A 16740-nucleotide genomic window follows, 5' to 3' on the forward strand; every position below is an offset into this window, starting at 1 on the left:
CATTAAATCACTAAATCACAGAATCACAGAATCACTAAATCACTAAATCAATTATGTCCATCAAACGCAGTAGCAAAATAAATCCGAACTTCAACATGTCGTCCATGACCGACATCGTGTTTTTGCTATTGATCTTTTTTATGGTCTCCTCGACACTGATTAACCCCAATGCTTTACGCCTGGAACTGCCCGAAAGTACAAATCAGACTTCTGAAAAACCGGTTACGGTTGTTTCTATCGATAAAAACCATACTTTCTACCTAAACGAAAAGGTAATTCCTTTTTCCAAGCTTGAAAGTAAGTTAGTCGAAGAGCTGAAAGATCAGGACAAACCCTGTATTTCCTTGCAGGCGGACAAGTCTGTTCCATTAGAACAGATCGTCAAAGTAATGAATATCGCCAAAGATCACAACTACCGCCTGATTATAGCAACTACCCCGGAATAAGGCAGATCGCTCCTATCCTATTTCAAAAAAAAATTCTGCTTTCTGAAACCAATCGTTAAGGCAAGCGTATACAACCAAACAAGTGCTAATGGTAACACTTGTTATAACACATTGGAATTATAGAATAGCAACAATTGTTAAACTAAAACTAACTAAGTATGAAACGTTTATTATTATTATCTTTCATTGGATTGTTTGCACAGCTGATGATTTCATGTTATCCGGGAGGTGCGGATGACGTGGATGAGATGGATGTTGCCATAACGAATTATGACAAGAGTGCAGATTTTACGAAGTACACCACCTTTTCACTCCCGGATACGATTGTTTATTTCGTGGCTAAGGGAGAAACTCCCAATCACAAGTTCGATGCCCAAATTTTAGATTTGGTAAAGAAAAATTTTGAAGATAAGGGATATACCTACATGGAGCAAACCGAGATAAATCAACCGAGTTTTATCGTGACGGTTTCTGCCTTCTCAAATGTAAATTACTATTACGGAGCCAACTATTGGTATGATTACTGGGGATGGTATCCAGGATGGAATTGGATTTGGGGTTCAGGTTGGGGTCCGGGTTGGGGTCCTTCTTACCCGTGGTATCCTGTTGCTGTCTATTCCTATAGAAGCGGATCTATCGTGATTGATATGATCGCCACCGATGCTACGACGACCAGTACTAAAAAAGTTCCCGTTCTATGGAGCGGCGTAGCCGACGGAATTTTACAAGGTTCTGAGCAATCTATTCTGAACCGGATGACCTCCACTATTAATCAATGCTTCACTCAATCGCCTTACCTGAAAAGTGGTAACGCCCAGTAAAAGAACATCCTTATTGTCAATTTTTAAAGCAAAAGATTATGAGAAAACTATTATTTATATCATTGATATTATTCGGTCTTAGTCCCCTTGTAAAAGGACAGATGCTGAATTTAAACTACCAGATGTCAGTTCCAATCGGAAAAATCAACGACTTCACGGGTAAAATGAGCTTCAGAGGTATTGATTTGGAATACCACTATTTCTTAAGTGAACAATTCTCTATCGGAGGTATGGTGGGTTGGAACACGTTTTACAAAAACAAAGGTGTACAAACAGCAGATTTCTACTTTAAAGGAAATAGCGATATACACACCATTACCGGTCATCAATACCGTTATGTAAATACGGTACCCATTATGGCAATCGGCCGCTATTGGTTCACGGAAAGCAACACCCTTTTCAGACCCTATTTCGGTATAGGAATCGGTACGAGCTGGACGGAATTGAAATTAGACGTGGGACAGTTCTCTTCGACGGAGTCCAGATGGCAATTCGCCTTTGCCCCGGAAATCGGAACTTTGATAGAATTAAACGATCAATTCGCCTTTAACTTGGGATTCAGATATTCTTACGGCACCAAAGCCGGAAACGGCAGAATTCCCGCGACACAAAGTTTTGCCATCAGCGTAGGTATTGTTCTGCAAGGTGTTAATTAAAACGCAAAACTCTATACAAAAACAACTAAGCAAACAAGAGCTGCCGAAAATTCGGCAGCTCTTTTCATAATCTACAAATGCAACATACCGGAATTTTTTAATACCAATCGTGATTACTGGTATGCCAACCGATCTGTTTTACCACGGAAATCTTCCCGTTTAATTTCTTTTGGAACAACAGTCTCGGATTTTCGATATTATTGATATCGTAACAATAGATACTTCCGTCCTCACATCCCACGAAAATCTGATCCGTTTGGTAAAAAGCATACGCCAAAGCCGTAATCTTGGAAGGGAAGGTGGCGTTAAAGGTCATAAATTTTCTTTGATCCGCACTCTCGATATAGGAGGTCGAACGTTGCAGGTAATAGAGTTTGTCGCCTACCGTGTAGAAATCGCGGTACATGGCCTTTTCATTATAGTTAAGTGAAGGACGGTTATTGGCACTTACCAAAAACACCGACGAGGCATCCAGTCTTACCGGAAGATAGAACCAACGCTCGAAGGTCGTACGGAATATTGTTTCAGACTGCGTGCTGAAAGAAAAATCTCCGACCAACGTTCGATTATCCATCGTGGGATCGTTATAATAAACGGTAAATAACAGTTTCGGTCCGCCATATCCCCAACTGATATGGTTTTTTTCCGTCAAATACAACACCTCCGTACCTTCGGGGAATCCGGACACGGGGGCTCCATAATGTGTTTTCGCGGGAACCATCCGCGTCCGCCAAATGGGAGGATTGTCGCCTTGGAAAGACCCTCCATCCCGCCAGGTCGTCGCCATCACCACTCTCCGGTTTTTTTCATCGTAGCAGGGAATAACGCCCCCGTACTTAGAATGCCCGAACTTGGTGATTTTATACCCTCTATCGTCTATCACGTACGGTTCCGACAGGTATTGTCCTCCCAAATAATTGGGAGACTTTACCCGGTAAAACACCCTTCCGTCTACCGTGGCCACAAAGGTACAGGCACTCTCCTGTCCTGAAGTTTGGGGTGCTTTTTCCCGTAAATCGGAAACCATGAAGTTCGGGGGTGTACCGTCTAAAAACTGATCCTTTATCTCTCCCACCTTCTCCATGTTCTGGATATTCACCTCGTAAGCCACCTGGTCCGTAATCACCACGCAGGCTCCCGAGGGACTGATATCCCGGGCGGTCTCCATTCCCAACTGAACCGGTTTACCGGGGAGCTTTCCGCCATTAATCTCCTCGTAAGCGTTGTCCTTTAACACATACACCACTTTTTGTTTGCCTTGTTCCGTCACGATCCGTCGGCAGATGGCCGAAAACTTCGTGTTATTTCCGTCTTCCGACAAGATAAACCAGTCATTCGGGGCAAAAGCAGAATAAATCGATACAAACAACCGGGCCGGGAAGGAGACGCCTGTCTCTTTCTCGATCACCGTAAAAGTTCCCCAGATAGCGTCCGAATTGGTATAAGCATCCAAACCCAACTTTTGAAATACCGAATCCGTGGGAAGCTCCATATCCAACTGATCGCCGATCACGACTCCGTTTAGTTTCCATTCATACCGAACCTCTTTCGCTCGAGCGGCGGAATCCGATCCCCAGGTAAACATATGACTCCCATGGAACACCATGGTTTCTCCTTTACCGGCCCAACCGGATATATACTCCGGTGTCTTACTAAAATCCTGTATCCATTGAGGAGGGTTTAACTCCGTATAGGTATAATTGCCCTCGTCATTAAAACATCCCGACAAAAAGCCAAGAAAAAACAACAGACCGCATAGTTTTATATAATTCATACCATCTTATTTAACACGTTAAACATTAACAGACATCCATTCATTATTCTCTTCATCCCATATCGGATGGTCGGCCAACCATTCTTTAAAAGCGATAACCAATTTCCGGACCTTATCCGGACGATCCCTGACCATCTCCGCGTTCAAATCGTACGCCCCCTCGATGTTCTCCAAGAAAGTCCTGTATTTTAAGGACGAATAGGAGCCCAGAGAGTAAAATTCCACCTCCCGGTCCCACCATTCCGGTTTCACGGCGTCTTTCGTGAAATGGATCACCGCCCGGGAACGCTCGAACTGGCCCACGGCCAACCCGTCGCCCGGTACTAACTCCACGACTAAACGTACCCCATTCTCCATACTGCCCAAACGATCGCTTTTATTCATCCGGATTCGAATCGTGTCTTGAAACATATCCAAATCTTCCGCGAGCGGTCCGGCATGAAACGTGTAGGAATCCGCCAGTTCGTATTCGTCCTGATTAGCCGTTGTCATCTCTTTTACTACCCTCAACCCGAAATTCAAGTCTTTGGTCAGGGGTCTTCCGGCAAGCACCACTACCAGCTCCGCCATCACGTACGTATCCGTAGGCTTGGCAAAAAAGAAAGTCACGTTCGTGGAATCGGCCTTTGCCGTTCCCGGAGCCTCTTCATCTTTAAAAAATCGCTTAAAATACACCTCGTGCCGATCTCCGAAAGGCTCGATATATTGTTCCTCACAAGCCGTAAAGAAAGCGATCCAAATCATCATACTGTATAACAAATATTTTTTCATATCTCGTGTCGTTTTAGATTACATACTTTGATTATCCGGTAGCGGAAACATGTACTCGGATTTACTCAATTCCCGTTCTTCTCCCTCTTGCATAAATAGCTTGGCTCCTAAGCGCTTGTAGAGATAGAACAACTGTCCCTCGGATATCCATTCCCGTTGCGCGTCGCGAACCAAATCCCGCTGAAAAGCGGCGTAGTCGGTAGCTACCGGAAGATCATTCATCGTGGCCCAGACACCACCTCCGACATCGGCAAAGGTACTTCTGTTGCGGCGAACGGTATTCAAGATATCGTATGCCTGGGTAAATTGCCCCTTACGCGCATAACACTCGGCCATAATGTAGCGCATCTCCGTGGCCCGGATAACGGGAAGGACCTGAACATTCTTCCGGCGTATTTTCGTGTCATCGCTACAATACCATTTGGCTGATATTTTATATCCCCATAAACCTCCCGGTTGAAACAGAAGATAGCGGGAACGAATATCCATCTGAGATTCGTCATAGGAATCACTCGGGTTCAGAAATATCTTTTGCTTTCTCTCATCCAGAGCGAGCCAATTGCCTTGTGTCATTCCACTGGCCTCTTTCCGGAAAAAATCTCCAAGGTTATAGTCGTTGTAAGCCTCCTCGTTATAGAGAGCAAAGATCAGATTGGAGGTGAGTTTCAAATCCTCCTTTCGTTCGTTATCGTCATTCTGAATCGCCCAAAACTGTTCGGTAGAGAACATGTCATAAGAAGCCCCATTTACCCCTTTCGCTTTAAATTTCAACACGGTATCCGCCATCTGGAAAGCCTCCTCGTACATCCCGGCGTATTGGTACACCCTTGCCAACAAAGCGGTAATCGCGTAATAGCTCAACCGGTATCCCCGCCCGGTATAAAAACCGTCTATCGTGTTCTCTTTATTAAACCCCTCCATTCCGGATTCCACGATGCCCTCGAAACGGGTTTTTCCGGTAGCGCTCATGCTCATGCCCAAAGCCGAAGTATCGAATTGAACGGTCAACGCACGGGCGGTTTTCAAATCCCGGATCACCTTATCCAGAAAAGGTTTTAACGCGATTCCATCGGGCTGGATATTGGGAGTCTCTTCCACGTAAGGCACCCGCTTTTCGCCGTCGTCATGGATCAATGCCGGGGCAAAAAGCCGTACGATATCGAAATGCATCAAAGCCCGGCAGGCATAGGCCTCACCCATGATCAATCTACGCTCCGTCTCTCCCCCGGCAAACAGGTCCGGGGAGGCCTTCTCCACGTTTTGTAACAAATTGTTCGCGTTGGCCACCACGTTAAAGCCGTCTTTCCAAATCGCATCGATAGTCGGCCTTAACGAAACATTGTAATAGTCGAAACTCCTGGCGTTCCGATACATGCTTTTCCCGTCGTCCGAGTATTGCCAATCCCAGGTATATTGCCGGGAGATACAATCCACGATACCGAATTGTAGTTCCACCCCGTACAAATTTTTGGACGTCATCGCCTGATAGATCCCGGCCAAAACGGAACGGTAACCGTCGCCGGTAGCAAACAACTCGTCACTGGTTGCCTCTCCTTCCGGTTGCAGATCGAGCCAATCCCTACAAGAACCGAAAAACAGCCCGGAGATCAAAAGAATGATTTGTATCTTTATTTTCATGATTCTTTCATTTTAAAATTAGAAACCTAACGTCAAGGTAAAACTGTAATTCTTGGCATAGGGATAACTGGTTCCCCGTTCCTGCCGTATCGTCGACCACCGGCAAATATCGTTCGCGTTAAAGCGCAGTCCCAAAGAGGTCAAACGGAATTTGCGAATCAGCTCCTGATTGAAATCGTAACCACAGGAAAGACCGCTAAAGGCAACGTAATCATTGTCCTGAACAAAACGGGAAGTCGGCTGTGTCTGCTTTTTCGCTTTCAAATCAAAGAAAGGAGCGATATCGCCCGGCCGTTTCCAACGCTCCGTCAATACCCGTCGATCCACGTTTCCCCCGTCGATATCCGCCTCTTCCACTTTTTTGATCAACGTCTCGTTATAATCCTGTGCTCCCCACTGGTAAAGGAAAGTGGTATTCACGTAGAAACCTTTCCAACCGATGTTGATCCCGAAAGATCCTTGCGCATCGGGGCTTTTATCTCCCACGACCACCTCATCCGCCGCATTCCAGACATAGGTACTCCTCCCGTTTCTTTTCCGGAACAACTCCTGCCCGTTCGACGGATCGATACCGTAGGAAGGCACCGCATAAATAGCCGTGGTGGAAGCTCCCACGTAATACTGGGTTAAAGGGATATAAAGCAACTCTTTATATTCTCCCTCTCCTCCCATCTCATTTTTACTATTATGAAAATCCTGGATATTTTTGTTGTATCGCTCGGCTTCCTGTCCTAATTTCGTGATTCTATTCGTGTTGGAAGCTAAAGTTCCGGTTAAAGCCACCGTCCAATCCCTGGTTTGTAAAACCGTAGCATTCACTCTTATCTCGAATCCCTTGTTCCGGACAGAACCGGCATTCGTGTAAAAACCGGAGAAGCCGGAAGAGGTACGTATCGAGAGTTGTTCCAACTGATTTTTAGTATCTTTCCGGTAATAGCTGAATTCAAGATAATACCGCTCGTTAAACAACCCTAAGTTCATTCCGAAATCCACGGTATAGGTCTTCTCCCAGGTTAACTTCGGGTTGCCCAAGGCGATCAGGGTATTGGAAGGGGTGGCATAATACCACTTGTCCGAGGTCTTATAGGTCGAGATGGCCGCGTAAGGAGGGAAATTCACGTTGCCGGTAACCCCGTAAGTTCCCCGCACCCGCAAGGTACTGATCAGCCAATGATCTTTCAACCACTCGGTATTATGCACGTTCATACCCGCCCCGACAGACCAGAAGGGAGCAAAACGCTTGTCCTTACCGAACTTGGACGACCCGTCCAAACGGAAAGAGCCGTCGAACAGGTAGATATTATTGTAGGAATAGTTGACGGAAGCTAAAATTCCCAACAAACGACTCTTATCGGAAGAGACACTTGCCTTACCGTCCTGCATGGCCGCATAGGTCGGAGAGTGCAAATTACTCAACTGAAATCCCTTGTACCGCATAGAGGTACTTTTCCCGTGAGTCTCCCGTACGTTTAAACCGGCCGTCGCGTTGATAAAGTGTTTCCCGATAGAACGGTTGTAATACAGCATGGCATTTACATTCCAGTTAAAACTTTTATCGTCGGAAACAGACAAAACACCCCGTTCCCGGGTCGGAGCCGTGCTGAAAAAGGGGTCCTTCGGATCCCGGAAAGATTCCGTTTCCGAATCGGTCTTTGTCAACGAAAGTTGACCTTTAAACGTGAATCCCTGTAAAATCGTAAGATTAATACTGAAATTATTGGTCAAATCGTTCAAACGCGACCTACCCGTGTAGCTTCCCAATCGCTTGGCCTTGTAAAGCGGGTTAACCTCATCGTTCTTTAGCCTGACTAACAACTCCCCGTCGTTCGAATAAGGAGCGTAATAGGGTTGTAATTTGGCATAAGTATCGAACGATCCGTAAGGAGAGTCCTGTGAGCGTGTCACGTTAAATGAAACGGAGTTCATGATCTGCAACCACCCTTTATTCCGGTAATCCAACGTCAAATCGGCCCCGGCATTGTCCCGGTAAGAACCGATCATCGCCCCGTTATGCGTCCCGTAATTCAGGTCCAAACCGTAACGGATACTTTCCACTCCCCCGGAAACATTCAAACTATGCGAGTGATTGAACACGTTTTGCAGGGGTTGGGCCAACCAATCGGTCTTTACCCCGCGACGTACCTCGTTTACCAAATCGTTGTAAAGAAGATCTTTTAATAATTGCATCCCGGCGTCGCCATCCTCCTGAATGTATTTTCCGGATAATTTTTCCACCACTAACTTCTCCTCGGCATTACATAAATTGTAATCCGAAAGATCCGGGAACTCCGCTCCCCCGGTAAAATTGTAAGATACCCGCAACTCTCCGGGTACAGGAGGTACGGTGGTAACCACGACGACCCCGTTGGCCGCCCGGGAACCGTACATGGCCGTGGCTGCCGCATCTTTCAAAATGGTCATGCTCTCGATCCGGTTCATGTCCATATCGTATATTTTCTGAACGGCAACCTCGAACCCGTCTAAGATAAAGATGGGCAGATTCGGGTTATCCTTCAACGCGGTACGTTGTGTTCGACGATTTTTTTCCACATCCAATCCCCGCTCGATTCCGAGACTTCCCTCACCCCGGATCGTGAACTCGGGTAGGGCATTCGGGTCCGATCCGAACAGTTTATTCTCCTTGATCCGGAAAGAGGGATCGAACGCCTGAAGTGCCGCAATCACGTTCTTGTTATTGGTCTTCAGCAATTGATCCCTCGTTACGGTCGTCGCATTCCCGGTAAAACTCTCTTTTTTCAATTTCAAATAACCGGTTACCACCACATCCTCCAACTTCTGTAAATCCTCTTTCATGACCACGTTAATCGTATCCTGTCCCGTGTACTTGATCTCCTGGGTTTTCATGCTTAAAAAGGAAAATACCAACGTGATATTCTTCACGTCCGGTAACGACAAGGAGTATTTTCCATCCACACCTGTGGCCGTTCCCAAAGTCGTTCCCTTTATCAATACCGTGACTCCCGGCAAGGGTACTTTTTTCTCGTCAGTCACCTTTCCAGCAACTTTGATTTTCTTGGTTTTTTTGTCTTCTATCACGGGTTTCAACACGATCACGGCGTCCTGAATCACGTAAGTCAATCCCGTACCCTTCAGGCAAACGTTTAGAATCTCCTCGATATCGGAAGCCCGTACCTCGACATTCACTTTACCGACCTTATCCAGATCCTCTTCGTTATACATGAAAATGAATTTCGTCTGGTGTTCTATCGCCCACATGACATCTTTCAAAAAAACATTTTTCATGGACAATTTCACCTCTCGATCGAGTTTGAGACTCTCCGCACCGCGAACATTCAATACACCCGACAAAACGAATAGTAATGCCCAACCGAAGATGACTCCCCCTTTTTTTAATCTCCCGGGATTCCTCCGGTACAATGTCAGAATTTTCTTCATAAATTGTTTGTTTTAGTTATGCAACTTGTTTATAAAAAACATCAAATAATGGCCATAAACCATCGTTTATTGACACAGTAAAACAACAAGTATAGAATTTGCGTGAATATATATTAATTAGCTGGTAATTAGGTAAATGGTATTTTTTTTGGAAAGTATCGGGGAATTGTATATCAAAAAAAGCGTAGCATCAATAAACGATCCTTTTAAGAATAACTCATCGTTCGCTACTTATATAACACAAAAAACCGTTTTTATGGGGAATGAAAAACTCTTTTTTTTATAAAAAATATATTATATCTCTAATAATAAACATATTACACATAACAGAAATGAAGAATCAATACTCTCAAACAGATGAAACCTTTACCATATGATCTTGTTTTACTCTTTCTCCATAAATAAAAGTTATACCGAATAACAATTTATATCTTATGTTTCGTAAAAAAATTTAGTTTCTTCGCACCGGATTTAAAAAGAGATTAAACCAACAATATTAATAAGTTCAATACAATGAAATTAAGTGAAAAAAGAGGCAATATGCTCCACGGCGTTTTATTGATCGCCTTATTCTCCTGTGCAGCATTTTACATTAGTGAATTTCCCTTCGTAAAAAAACTGTCTTTTAGCCCCCTTATCGTGGGTATTATTTTAGGTATGCTATATGCCAATAGTTTACGAAACAGATTACCGGCGACGTGGGTCCCGGGAATCTTATTTTGTTCTAAAAAAATCTTGCGCTTAGGAATTATTCTATACGGATTCAGGCTGACGTTTCAAAACGTTGTAGCCGTAGGCTTACCGGCCATTTTGATTGATGCCGTCGTCGTAACGATTACGATATACGGAGGCGTACTTATCGGCAAACTGCTCAAAATGGATAAAGGCATAGCTTTGCTGACCTCTATCGGAAGCGGAATATGCGGAGCGGCCGCCATTCTGGGAGCCGAATCGACCATAAAAGCCAAACCTTACAAAACGGCCGTGGCCATATCTACTGTCGTTATCTTCGGAACCATCTCCATGTTCATCTACCCCATGCTCTATAAAAGCGGTATCGTGGATTTAAATCCCGAACAAATGGGAATATATACCGGTTCAACGCTGCATGAAGTAGCTCATGTCGTGGGAGCAGGAAATGCCATGGGAGAAGAGATCGCGGCAGTTTCCATTATCGTCAAAATGATCCGGGTCATCATGCTTGTTCCCGTTTTACTGATCGTAAGTTATTTGGTAGCCCGGGCCAGAAAAAATAAAAACAAACAACAAACCGGAGGACAAAAGATCACAGTGCCCTGGTTCGCTTTCGGTTTTCTGATCGTGATCGGATTCAATTCTTTTAATCTCTTGCCTCAACCGGTCATCGGTTTTATCAATGACTTCGATACCTTTTTATTAACCATGGCCATGACGGCTCTCGGGGCAGAAACGAGTATTGAAAAATTTAAAAAAGCAGGAGCAAAACCGTTTATTCTGGCATTAGTCCTCTATGTCTGGCTTTTAGGCGGCGGTTATTTATTAGTAAAATATTTAAGTCCATACCTTATTTAATGGACGATTCAGTGATTAGGGGATTTAGTGATTAACAGTCAATCCCCTAATCACTAAATTCTTTTATCTGTTTAACCATTGCTTAAACTCTTGTATTCGATCCGTACTGACAATCGATTCTATACCGTCGGGAGGGAGCGGCGACAAAATAACTTTGATCCGGCTATTGGAATAGCGAACCATCTCTTTAATTGCCGCAAAATTGATAATAAATTTCCGGTTTATTTTGAAGAAATGAAGGGGATTCAACTTGGTTTCTATGCCGCTTATGGTCTGATCCAGAATATAGTTCTGTCCATCCCGGGTAAAAAGGATAAGGTACTTCCCGTCTGCCATAAAATAAGCGACCTCCTGTACCGCAACAGATCTCATCTTGGCACCGACGGTTACCAGAAAACGCTCCTGAAAAACAGACAAGGAGGCTGTCGGGAAAGGGGCGGAATCGGAACGAAGTGTGCCTAATTTCGACAAGGCCCGTTGCAGTTCCTCTTTGTCGAACGGTTTTAAGATATAATCAATTCCCTGATATTTAAAAGCTTTCAAGGCATATTCATCGTAAGCCGTAATAAAAATGACCGGAACATGGATCTCTACCTGCTCGAAAATATCGAAACTTTGTCCATCACCCAAATGAATATCCATAAAAATCAAATCCGTCCGGTTCTTTTTCAACCATTTCACACTATCCGCCACCGAATCTAATTTCACCTCTATTTTAATGTCCGGAGCAACCTCTTTTAAAAGCGTTTCCAATTCAGTTGCAGCCAAACACTCATCTTCAATGATAACAGCATTCATATCTATCGATTTTAATTCAGAGCCTTTACCCTCCCTATTCACAAAAATAGATAAAATAATAACGATTGACAATCGCAAATTAAAAAAGCAGTGAACTTTCGTTCACTGCTTTTCCCTCTTGGTTTTTAATTACTACTTATCTTCCACCCAAATTTGGATTATTCTGGATAGCCTCCTCCGGGTACGGAATAATATATTTAGGATCATCCTGTTGCAACGTAGCCGTATGCATATCAAAATTGGCATCAAAATAAACTTTCACGATCTCGGGGCGAGTCGTACGCCGCAAATCGAACCAACGATGTCCCTCGAATATCAATTCCCGGGCACGCTCGTTCATGATCTCGTCGATCAATTGCTGTTGATTCATAGCTTCAATTTCAGTAGCCTTTTCATTGTAATAACTATTTTGCAACCGATTTTTCAGCAAAGTCAACAAATAACTTTTTGCTATCGACAATTTACCGTCTTGGCGAGCTGCAGCCTCTGCGGCAATCAAATAGATTTCCGAACTGCGAAAACTTACCTTTTCTCCCTGTGTCCCTCCTTTTCCGGCATAAGCGGCTACATAACCGGGTCGTAGATAGAGTCCTATACGCGCATCTTTATATACCTCACCCTCTTTATCCATATTGTATTTACTCAAAACGTTATCCAAAACATACATATCCTCCCGAATCACCGTACTGGAAACTTGTTCCATAGAAAGGATAGCCTCCTTAGACTCGCTTGTCCAAGGTTTTACCGTCCCTGTTACAATATCTTCCAAAGGACATTGAGGTAAAATATCTTCGGCAGCTTTTTGTGCCAACTCCCATTCGCCCCGATATAAACGTACCCTTGCTTCAAAAGCCTTTAAGGATTTCTTGGAAAAACGATAACGAGTAGCCGCAGGCTGTTCCTCTACCTGCATATATTTCCCGGCCTCCTCGATATCGGATACGATCTGCTTGTATACATTCTCTACGCTTGAAGGCACGAATTCCTGTCCGATATCTATCGTCAAATAAAGCGGAATGCCTCTGTCCGAAGTTGCAGTTTCCGGGGTATACCATTTCGCGTAAAGATTCAACAGGTCGAAATGCACGTAAGCTCTCAGGCAATAGGCTTCTGCCAATAATTGTTCTCTCGTATCCGTTTTCACATCCTCTTTGGCATCCATCACGCCTTCGATAACACTATTGGCATAAAATATCGTCTTATAAGCATCCGTCCAAGGATAAGTCGGGGTAATCGGATCCGGATTTTCGTCATTCCAAGTCGCCAGGTCAATATGGTCTTCGTAGGATAACCCGTACGCATCCGGAAAAACTTCATCCGAACGAACCGTCAACAAACGTTTATATTGGGGATAAGTACCGTAAGCCGTGGTCAATAATGCACGAAACTCGGAAATCTCATCAGGAATCACTTTCCCTACCGGTTCCACATCCAAATAATTACATGATGTAAACAGAACCAGTGAAACTACGATATATTGTATATATTTCATCATATATTCTTCCTAATTAAAATGTTAAATCAAGGCCACAAGAGAAGGTTTTTGCCAACGGTTGAGCATACATACTTCCATAGGTCTCCGGATCGAAATACCCTTTATAACTTCCGCCGAAAACAAATGGATTACGAGCCTCGAAGCTTACCCGTGCGGAAGCAAAACCGATCCTTTTCATGGCATTCTCGGGTATTGTATATCCCAGGCGGATACTGTTGATTCTCATATAACTCATCTGCTTAAACCAGATATCATAATTTTTAAAAGAAGAACCCTGGTCCATTCCTCCGATCCATTGGTAAGCCCAATTATCCGCTCCCTCCGTGTTTGTTCCTAAAATCCGGGGGTATTTCCCGTTCGGATTACTCGGAGACCACACATCCAGCATTTTCTTGGAATAGTTTTGTCCCGGAGAGGTCGAAGTCGGATTGTAGAACGGGGTTTCCTGAACGGTCTGGTCCAAAATAAAGGAAGCGGATACCGTCAAGTCAAAATTCTTATAATAGAACCGGTTGATCCATCCCCCGGTAAATTTCGGTTCCGTTGTTCCTTCATAGGTAAACAGATTCCGGTATTCTTCCGCCGTCAAATTACTCTTCAGGAAAGGAATAAAACCTCCCATCATATATCCGTACTCCAATCCATAAAAATCGTAGAATGAAACTTTTTCTCCTTGCTTATTCAAAAATACGGGTAAACCGTTCTCGTCCAATCCGGCTGTTTTCAAGGAGAATACAGCTCCCACGGAATAACCCTCTCTTGAAGGTTCGTACGAATTTTCCCTCACGTTGATTTTATTGATTTTACTTTTGTTATGAGCGATATTGAAATCCATCGCCCATCTGAAATCTTTGGTCTTCACGTTAACCGTAGACAATGAAAACTCATATCCCTTGTTGGTCAGCTTCGCCCAGTTCATCGTCGAGTAGTTAAAACCGTTTTCTCCGGGTAAAGCCCGTATACCGATCAAATCATCACTCACCCGATGGTATACATCCACGCTGAGAGCGATCCGATTATTCAAGACGGCTACATCCAATCCTCCGTTCCAGTTCTTTGTTTTTTCCCAACGCAAATATTGATTAGGCGGAGAACTCACGGTAATATTGGACTCGTTATTCCCGGGAAGAATCGTTATGTTACCCCATTCTCCTACAATCTCAGGTGAAGTATTTTTATCCACGTTCCCCTGAATTCCGTAAGAGGCTCTTAATTTCAAATCGGATATCCACTCCACGTTGCTTAAGAAACTTTCCTGATTGATGTTCCAGGCAGCAGAAACAGACCACAACGGTAAATATTTATATTTCCGGTCGACACCGAACATATTGGATCCGTCATAACGCAAGCTGCCGAAGAATGTATAACGATAATCATACGTGTAGGATGCCGTCATATAATAAGAGAGGAATCGATCTTCATTGAACGTCTTCTTATATTGACGGAAAGAGGCATCGTTTATCATCGTATTTCCCTCTGGAAATACCAGCGGTTTGGTCGTCAAAGAGTTCGGATCGTAACCGAAGCCTTTCGTTTGAATATCGGTTGTTTTACTTCCCCGCATTTCCAATCCCATCATCACATCGACAGCATGTTTATCGGCAAAAACCTTATCGAACTCTCCCTGAATTTTCCACTGATACTGGTTCATATCCGTCGTCGCATTCTGGATAATACCTCCATCCGGCAAGAAAGAGACTCCCTCGCCATTTCTGGCCTTCTCCCTGTATTTTCTAACATAATAGGTATTTTGATCGGCAATTTTTTCCGAAGCGGTATGTTCCAACTGCATAGAGAATTGAGTTTGCAGTTTTAACCAGGAAGCCACCTTGTAATCGATAGAGATCATCGGCTTTATGGAACGGTTTTTTAAGGTATAATCGGTATTGTTCATCTCCTCGACAAAATTAAAATCCAAGTGCCGTCCGCTATATCCCTCTATATCCTTATCATACACGTAGTCTCCATTTTCATCTCTTACCCTCAGATACGGATTGGCCGTACGAGAGTAATAAGCAGGATTAATAAAAGCGTCTGCATCGGTCAAATAACTTTTCCTTTTACTGTCTGTAATGAACAAAGAGACTCCCACATTGAAATTTTTAAACAAATCGAAATCGGTCTTCATCGTTAAATTATAACGTTCGAAATCGGTACCGCGAGTTGTTCCTTCCTCGTTATAATATCCTCCTGAAAAATAGTATCTGGCTAAATCAGAACCTCCGGATACGCTTAAATTGTATTGTTGGTTCACGGCATTCCGGTATATCACATCTCCCCAGTCCGTATTGATATTACGTAACGCATTTATCTCCGATTGAGCATCAGAGGATATACCGCTGAAACCATTCTGACGAAGAGCATCCAATTGACCGTACCGGGACAAGATACGGGAAACTTCCCCGTATTCGCTCCTATAATCCAAATCACTCCGGGAAGCGATATCCAGTTCAAAATCCACTTTCTCGGAAGCATTCATCAACCTCAACTTACCCAAATCCGGCTTCAAGGTATAAAAAACACCTCCTGAAAAGTTTACCCTCGGTTTACCTTTAGCACCTTTTTTAGTGGTAATAACGATCACTCCATTAGCGGCACGAGCGCCATAAATAGCCGTAGCCGCGGCATCTTTCAATACCGTGATATCCTGGATATCCGCCGGGTTCACTCCCGCGATGGAAGTATTATACAGTTCGTCAATATTATCTTTATCACTAAAATTGGCCGGAATATCGTTCCCCTCCAGAATCATTCCGTCCATCACCCATAATGGATCGGTACTTCCGGTCAAGGAAACCGTACTGCGGATACGCATTTTATTAGGAGCACCCGGAGCGCCATTCGTAGGAATTGACGTCATTCCGGCAACTTGTCCCTCCAACAACTGATCGACACTGGCAACCCCGACTCTTTTAATATCGTCCATATCCACTTTTACCATCGAAGAAGTAACCTTTCTCTTATCCAACTGTTGATAACCGGTCGAATAAACGACCACTTCATCCAACTGCTTCTGATCCAACTTCAGAAGAATCTTAAAATCCTCTCCTTTGCTGACATCCACCTTCTGGGTAAGGTATCCTATATAACTAACCATCACGTATTTCACCGCTTTCGGTAACTTCATCTCAAAACGACCTTCCAAATCCGTAGCCGTCCCCTGCGGGGTGAAATTTTTCGCCTCGACCGCTTCAGGGTCAATAAATACTGTCGCTCCAATCAAAGGTTCTTTGGTGATCGAATCCAACACCTCGCCTTTAATTATTCTGATATCCTTGTCCTTTTGGGCAAATATCATAAGCGGACAGAACAGAGCAATTAACAATAAAATTTTTCTCATTTTCGTTTGTTTTAAATTGTAGTTTTCTGAACG

11 protein-coding genes are annotated in these 16740 nt (G+C 43.9%); 4 read left to right on the forward strand and 7 right to left on the reverse strand.

The window, feature by feature from the left end; translation table 11 throughout:
• Nucleotides 1-53: 53 nt before the first annotated feature.
• The 3 genes from DMB45_RS13185 to DMB45_RS13195 all read left to right on the forward strand — a co-directional run bounded on the left by DMB45_RS13185 (nt 54) and on the right by DMB45_RS13195 (nt 1923).
• Complete coding sequence (locus DMB45_RS13185) at nt 54-446, forward strand: ExbD/TolR family protein (RefSeq protein WP_070807428.1); 393 nt, start codon at nt 54-56, stop codon at nt 444-446.
• 158 nt (nt 447-604) lie between these two features.
• Entirely contained in the window at nt 605-1267 is a 663-nt protein-coding gene (locus DMB45_RS13190) for a DUF4136 domain-containing protein (RefSeq protein ID WP_041501899.1), read from the forward strand.
• A gap of 38 nt (nt 1268-1305) precedes the next feature.
• Nucleotides 1306-1923, forward strand: coding sequence for an outer membrane beta-barrel protein (locus DMB45_RS13195; protein WP_041501898.1), 618 nt, complete (start codon nt 1306-1308; stop codon nt 1921-1923).
• Nucleotides 1924-2020: 97 nt separating this feature from the next.
• Here DMB45_RS13195 and DMB45_RS13200 read toward each other — a convergent pair whose 3' ends face one another.
• From DMB45_RS13200 to DMB45_RS13215, 4 genes are read right to left on the reverse strand one after another with little or no spacing between them, the layout of a single operon-like run.
• The gene (locus tag DMB45_RS13200; protein ID WP_041504862.1) at nt 2021-3697 is read right to left on the reverse strand and encodes a PKD-like family lipoprotein; all 1677 of its coding nucleotides are present in this window, start codon (nt 3695-3697) and stop codon (nt 2021-2023) included.
• Nucleotides 3698-3715: 18 nt separating this feature from the next.
• The gene (locus tag DMB45_RS13205) at nt 3716-4468 is read right to left on the reverse strand and encodes a DUF4843 domain-containing protein (RefSeq protein ID WP_041501896.1); all 753 of its coding nucleotides are present in this window, start codon (nt 4466-4468) and stop codon (nt 3716-3718) included.
• 18 nt (nt 4469-4486) lie between these two features.
• Entirely contained in the window at nt 4487-6106 is a 1620-nt protein-coding gene (locus tag DMB45_RS13210) for a RagB/SusD family nutrient uptake outer membrane protein (protein ID WP_041504861.1), read from the reverse strand.
• 18 nt (nt 6107-6124) lie between these two features.
• Nucleotides 6125-9523: a SusC/RagA family TonB-linked outer membrane protein gene (locus DMB45_RS13215; RefSeq protein WP_110688844.1), complete on the reverse strand. Its 3399-nt coding sequence runs from the start codon at nt 9521-9523 to the stop codon at nt 6125-6127.
• 540 nt (nt 9524-10063) lie between these two features.
• On the opposite strand from DMB45_RS13215, the gene DMB45_RS13220 reads away from it, so the two are divergent.
• A complete protein-coding gene (locus tag DMB45_RS13220; protein WP_059025305.1) occupies nt 10064-11074 on the forward strand; it encodes a YeiH family protein in 1011 nt (336 codons plus the stop codon).
• A gap of 63 nt (nt 11075-11137) precedes the next feature.
• Here DMB45_RS13220 and DMB45_RS13225 read toward each other — a convergent pair whose 3' ends face one another.
• The 3 genes from DMB45_RS13225 to DMB45_RS13235 form a co-directional block, all read right to left on the reverse strand.
• Nucleotides 11138-11872, reverse strand: coding sequence for a LytR/AlgR family response regulator transcription factor (locus DMB45_RS13225; RefSeq protein ID WP_041501893.1), 735 nt, complete (start codon nt 11870-11872; stop codon nt 11138-11140).
• A 136-nt stretch (nt 11873-12008) separates the two neighbouring features.
• The gene (locus tag DMB45_RS13230) at nt 12009-13367 is read right to left on the reverse strand and encodes a RagB/SusD family nutrient uptake outer membrane protein (protein ID WP_237143313.1); all 1359 of its coding nucleotides are present in this window, start codon (nt 13365-13367) and stop codon (nt 12009-12011) included.
• A gap of 13 nt (nt 13368-13380) precedes the next feature.
• The gene (locus DMB45_RS13235) at nt 13381-16707 is read right to left on the reverse strand and encodes a SusC/RagA family TonB-linked outer membrane protein (protein WP_041504640.1); all 3327 of its coding nucleotides are present in this window, start codon (nt 16705-16707) and stop codon (nt 13381-13383) included.
• Between the last annotated feature and the right edge of the window lie 33 nt (nt 16708-16740).

The organism is Sanguibacteroides justesenii, from assembly GCF_003204205.1.
Taxonomy (GTDB): domain Bacteria; phylum Bacteroidota; class Bacteroidia; order Bacteroidales; family Marinifilaceae; genus Gabonibacter; species Gabonibacter massiliensis.